The 5,372-nt window shown below is 58.8% G+C and carries 4 protein-coding genes; 2 read left to right on the forward strand and 2 right to left on the reverse strand.

Annotated elements, in window-relative coordinates; genetic code table 11:
- Positions 1 to 39: 39 nt before the first annotated feature.
- Positions 40 to 519: a MaoC family dehydratase gene (locus AAAB16_RS07750; RefSeq protein ID WP_110618373.1), complete on the reverse strand. Its 480-nt coding sequence runs from the start codon at positions 517 to 519 to the stop codon at positions 40 to 42.
- Positions 516 to 1,475 carry an alpha/beta hydrolase gene (locus AAAB16_RS07755; RefSeq protein ID WP_340662829.1) on the reverse strand — a complete coding sequence of 320 codons (960 nt, stop codon included), beginning with the start codon at positions 1,473 to 1,475 and terminating at the stop codon, positions 516 to 518. The genes AAAB16_RS07750 and AAAB16_RS07755 overlap by 4 nt, the downstream gene beginning before the upstream one ends.
- A 268-nt stretch (positions 1,476 to 1,743) precedes the next feature.
- On the opposite strand from AAAB16_RS07755, the gene fadD2 reads away from it, so the two are divergent.
- Positions 1,744 to 3,432: a long-chain-fatty-acid--CoA ligase FadD2 gene (fadD2, locus tag AAAB16_RS07760; protein WP_340662830.1), complete on the forward strand. Its 1,689-nt coding sequence runs from the start codon at positions 1,744 to 1,746 to the stop codon at positions 3,430 to 3,432.
- 241 nt (positions 3,433 to 3,673) lie between these two features.
- A complete protein-coding gene (fadD1, locus tag AAAB16_RS07765; RefSeq protein WP_340662831.1) occupies positions 3,674 to 5,362 on the forward strand; it encodes a long-chain-fatty-acid--CoA ligase FadD1 in 1,689 nt (562 codons plus the stop codon).
- The last annotated feature ends 10 nt before the right edge of the window (positions 5,363 to 5,372 follow it).

The raw sequence follows: 5,372 nt of genomic DNA on the forward strand, positions 1-5,372 counted from the left end.
CCCCGCGCAGGCGGGGATCCAGAACAGTGAAGGCGCCGCTTAGCCAACTGTAATCGGCGGCAGCTCGGTCAAGGCGACAGTTTGCTGCGAACGCGGCGCGAGAATTTCGGCTTCGCCATCTACCACCAATTCATCACGCTGGTTGAATACGCGAGTGGCCACGCGCACGCGGAATTTCGGCAGCTTTTCCAGAATTTCCAAACGCACGGTCAAGGTATCGCCGAGCTTGACCGGCAGGGTAAAGCGCATGGTTTGGCCCAGGTAGATGGTGCCCGGCCCTGGCAGCTCACAGGCAACGGCGGCACTGATCAATGCGCCGCTAAACATGCCGTGGGCGATGCGTTCTTTAAACATGGTGCCGGCGGCGTATTCGGCGTCCAGGTGCACCGGGTTGTGGTCGCCGGATACCGCCGCGAACAGCTGAATATCGCGCTCTTCCACGGTTTTGCTGTAGCTGGCGGTCTGGCCTACTTCAAGGTCGGCGTAGGGCGTGTTGGTGCTGGTTTTGTTGCTGCTCATGCGGGCTCCTGGCTTTCGGGGTGGCTGCGGCGGCTGAGAGTTAGGGTTTTTTCCAGCCAGCCGAGCAAGTCGGCGGTGACCTCGTCGCGGTTGGTCTCATTGAGCAATTCGTGACGGGCATCGGGGTACAGTTTCAGCAATGTGTTTTTGTGCCCGGCTTCGCGCAGGGCGGCGGTCAGGTTCTCCAGGCGCTTGCCCTCGCTCACCGGGTCGCGGTCGCCGCCAATAACAAAGAGCGGCAGGTTGGCGTCGATTTGTTTAAGGCTATTGACCGGAGTGATCTGCTGCATGCCTTCGAGCAGGTCGATCCATAACTGGTTGGTGCAGCGGAAGCCGCACAGCGGGTCGTTGACGTACTTGTCCACTTCCACGGGGTCGCGGCTGAGCCAGTCGAAGGCGGTGCGGTTTGGCTTGAAGGCTTTGTTAAATGAGCCAAACGATAAAAAGTCGATTAGCGCACTGCGCCCGGTCGCGCCTTGGCGCCAGCGCTCAAAGCGGGCAATGCCGGCGGCAGCTTTATACAAGCCCACCGGCTGATAATTGGAGCCCGACAGAATCGCGCCCTGCACGCTGCAGCTGTGGTGCATCAGGTAGGCCTGGCCGATGTAGCTGCCCATGCTGTGGCCGAGCAGAAAGATCGGCACATTGGGGTGCTGCTGACGGATATGGTGATTAAGGTTGGCCAGGTCGTTGACTACACGTTGCCAGCCATGTTGCTCGGCATACATGCCCAGCACGCCGCGTTGCGCGGTTTTGCCATGGCCGCGTTGGTCATGGGCATAGAGCTCGTAACCAGCCGCCACCAGCGCCTCGCCCAAACGCCCATAGCGCCCGCCATGCTCGGCCATGCCGTGGGCCACCATCACCACCGCTTTTGGCGCCTGGGCGGCATACCAGCGGTTGACGTACAGCGGGGGGGCGTCACTGGCGGTGAGCCAGAAATCATCGTGAAGCATGGCAGTCCTCGTTCCTTGTCTGCGCCAAACACTGTTCCAGGCCGCTGTACAAAACCGCAACAGACCCGTGCCAGGAGGTTGGGCATTGTAGAGCCGACGCTTGGCGTTGTCCCAGCCTGGTGTCGTTTAGTCTGCCACTACGAGTTAAGCAAGATTCACGTAATAAATGACGCTGCCTTTGGTATTTGCGCTGTGCGCCAGAGCTGCTAAGTTCCCGTCAGCCCCGAATGCGCGGGCCAGACACTCTCAGGTAACGAGGATAAAAATAATGCAACCTGAATTCTGGAGCGACAAACGCCCCGCCGGCGTCCCCAATGAGATTGACCTGGGTGCCTATAAGTCGGTGATTGAGGTGTTTGAGCGGTCCTGTAAGAAGTACGCCGACCGGCCCGCGTTCTCCAACATGGGCGTAACCCTGACCTACGCCGAGCTGGACCGCCTTTCTGCTGCGTTCGCCGGCTACCTGCAAAAACACACCGACCTCAAGCCTGGCGAGCGCATCGCCGTGCAATTGCCCAACGTGCTGCATTACCCGATCGCGGTGTTCGGCGCCATGCGTGCCGGCCTGGTAGTGGTCAACACCAACCCGTTGTACACCACGCGGGAAATGCGCCACCAGTTCAAAGACGCCGGCGTGCGCGCCTTGGTGTACCTGAATATGTTCGGTAGCCGCGTGCAAGAAGTGCTGCCTGACACCGAAATCGACTACCTGATTGAAGCCAAGATGGGCGACCTGCAACCAGCCCTTAAAGGCTGGCTGGTCAACACCGTGGTCAAACACGTTAAAAAGCTGGTGCCCGAGTACAACCTGCCGCAAGCCATCAGCTTTAAAGAGGTGCTTAAGCAGGGCCGTGGCCAGCCGCTGAAGCCGGTGAAAGTCGGCCTCGACGATATCGCCGTGCTGCAGTACACCGGCGGCACCACGGGTGTGGCCAAGGGCGCGATGCTTACCCACGGCAACCTGGTGGCGAACATGCAACAGGTTGACGCCTGCCTGGCCCAGCATGGCCCAGACGGCCGGCCGCTGATGCAGCCAGGGCAAGAGGTGATGATCGCGCCGCTGCCGCTGTACCACATCTATGCCTTCACCGCGAACTGCATGTCGATGATGGTTAACGGCAACCACAACGTGCTGATCAGCAACCCGCGCGACATCGGTGCCTTTATTAAGGAACTGCAAAAGTGGCGCTTCTCCGCGCTGCTGGGGTTGAACACCTTGTTTGTCGCCTTGATGGAGCACCCGGAGTTTAAGAATGTCGACTTCTCCAACCTCAAGGTCACCAACTCCGGTGGCACCGCGTTGGTAAAAGCCACCGCCGAGCGTTGGCAGGCGATTACCGGCTGCACCGTGGTGGAAGGCTATGGCCTGACCGAAACCTCGCCGGTCGCCAGTACTAACCCCTATGGCGAAAAAGCCCGCCTAGGCACTGTGGGGCTTCCTGTAGTCGGCACGGCATTCAAAGTGATCGATGACAATGGCCAAGAACTGCCATTGGGCGAGCGCGGCGAGCTGTGCATCAAAGGCCCGCAAGTCATGAAAGGCTACTGGCAGCGCGAAGAAGCCACCGCCGAGGTGCTGGATGCCGAGGGTTGGCTGAAAACCGGCGACATCGCGGTTATCGACCCGGACGGCTTTACCCGCATCGTCGACCGCAAAAAAGACCTGATCATCGTCTCCGGCTTTAATGTTTACCCCAACGAGATCGAAGACGTAGTCATGGCTCACCCGAAAGTGGCGAGCTGCGCCGCGATTGGTGTGCCGGACGAGAAGTCGGGCGAAGCGGTAAAGCTGTTTGTGGTGGCGCGCGAAGGTGGTTTGACCGCCGAAGAACTCAAGGCCTACTGCAAAGAAAACTTCACCGGCTACAAAGTGCCCAAGCACATCGTCTTCCGCGAGTCGCTGCCCATGACCCCGGTGGGCAAAATCCTCCGTCGCGAATTGCGCGACATCGCCTAAAAGCCTAGGGTTAAAGCCGCTGCTTGGCTTTAACCCGGTTTTGTTTCAAACGTGACCGAAAGCCTGGCTCTCGGTCATTTTTTTGACCGGTAAGGCCATGTTTGGTGCTGGTCGCCCCCCGTCAAAGCTGCTAATCTCGGCCCGCTTTTTGGCCTGTCAGCACGGCCAAAACACACGAAAATCACAAAAAACATCCGTCATTGCGCGGTGAAGATTAGCTGTTGCTTAGGAGTGGGCTTCCATGATCGAAAATTTCTGGAAGGATAAGTACCCTGTTGGGGTTGCTGCCGAAATCAACCCCGATCAGTACCCGAATATTCAAACGGTACTGAAACAGTCTTGCGAACGCTTCGCCAACAAGCTGGCCTTCAGCAATATGGGCACGTCGCTCACCTACGGTGAGATGTACGAGTTGTCGGGTGCTTTTGCCGCCTACCTGCAACAACACACCGATCTGCAGCCGGGCGACCGCATCGCCGTGCAGCTGCCGAACGTTCTGCAATACCCGGTTGTGGTGTTTGGCGCCATTCGCGCTGGCCTTGTGGTGGTCAACACCAACCCGCTGTACACCGCGCGGGAAATGGAACACCAATTCAACGACTCCGGCGCCAAAGCGCTGATCTGCCTGGCCAACATGGCCCACCTGGCCGAAGCCGTACTGCCGAAAACCGGCGTCAAGCACGTGATCGTCACCGAAGTCGGCGACATGCTGCCAACGCTCAAGCGCCTGCTGGTCAACAGCGTGGTCAAGTACGTGAAAAAGATGGTGCCGGCCTACAACCTGCCGCAGTCCGTCAAACTCAACGACGCACTCTCCAAAGGCCGTGGCCAGACGGTAAAAGAAGCCAGCCCGCAGAGCAGCGATATCGCCGTGCTGCAATACACCGGCGGCACCACCGGCGTGGCCAAGGGCGCGATGCTGACTCACCGCAACCTGATCGCCAACATGCTGCAGGTTAAGCAACTGATGGGCGCCAACCTCAATGAAGGTTGCGAGATCGTTATTGCGCCGCTGCCGCTGTACCACATCTATGCGTTTACCTTTCACTGCATGGCCATGATGTTGCTCGGTGGCCACAACGTGCTGGTCACCAACCCGCGCGACCTGCCGACCATGGTTCGCGACCTGTCCAAGTTCAAGTTCACCGGCTTTGTCGGCCTGAACACCTTGTTTGTTGCCCTGTGCCACAACGAAGGCTTCCGCCGCCTGGACTTCTCCGCGCTGAAGCTCACCGTTTCCGGCGGCATGGCGCTGCAACAGGCCTCGGCCGAGCGTTGGAAAGAAGTGACCGGCTGCGCCATCTGCGAAGGCTTCGGCATGACCGAAACCAGCCCGGTGGCCACCGTTAACCCGTTCAACGCCATTCAGCTGGGCACCATCGGTATTCCGTTGCCCTCGACCCTGTGCAAAGTCATCGACGACGACGGCAAAGAACTGGAAATCGGCGCGGTGGGCGAGCTATGCGTTAAAGGCCCGCAAGTGATGAAAGGCTACTGGCAGCGCCAGGAAGCCACCGACGAAATTCTCGACAGCGACGGCTGGCTGAAAACCGGCGACATCGGCCTGATTCAGGAAGACGGTTACCTGCGCATCGTTGACCGCAAGAAAGACATGATTCTGGTGTCCGGCTTTAACGTCTACCCCAACGAACTGGAAGACGTGCTCGCCACCTTGCCAGGCGTGATGCAGTGCGCTGCTATCGGCGTACCGGATGAGAAATCCGGTGAAGCGATCAAGATTTTCGTCGTGGTCAAACCGGGCGCTACCGTGACTAAAGAACAAGTCATGGAACATATGCGCGCCAACGTCACCGGCTACAAAGTGCCAAAAGCCGTAGAATTCCGCGACGTCTTGCCAACCACCAACGTCGGCAAAATTCTGCGTCGTGAACTGCGCGATGAAGAACTGAAAAAGCTCGGCAAGAAGTGATGGTTGCCTG

Source organism: Pseudomonas sp. (assembly GCF_037994325.1).
In the GTDB taxonomy this organism is placed as follows: domain Bacteria; phylum Pseudomonadota; class Gammaproteobacteria; order Pseudomonadales; family Pseudomonadaceae; genus Aquipseudomonas.

Bases quoted from the DNA above. Each gene is read 5' to 3' on its own strand.
- AAAB16_RS07750 (WP_110618373.1), bottom strand. From the start codon at position 519: ATGAGCAGCAACAAAACCAGCACCAACACGCCCTACGCCGACCTTGAA.
- AAAB16_RS07755 (WP_340662829.1), bottom strand. From the start codon at position 1,475: ATGCTTCACGATGATTTCTGGCTCACCGCCAGTGACGCCCCCCCGCTG.
- fadD2 (WP_340662830.1), top strand. From the start codon at position 1,744: ATGCAACCTGAATTCTGGAGCGACAAACGCCCCGCCGGCGTCCCCAAT.
- fadD1 (WP_340662831.1), top strand. From the start codon at position 3,674: ATGATCGAAAATTTCTGGAAGGATAAGTACCCTGTTGGGGTTGCTGCC.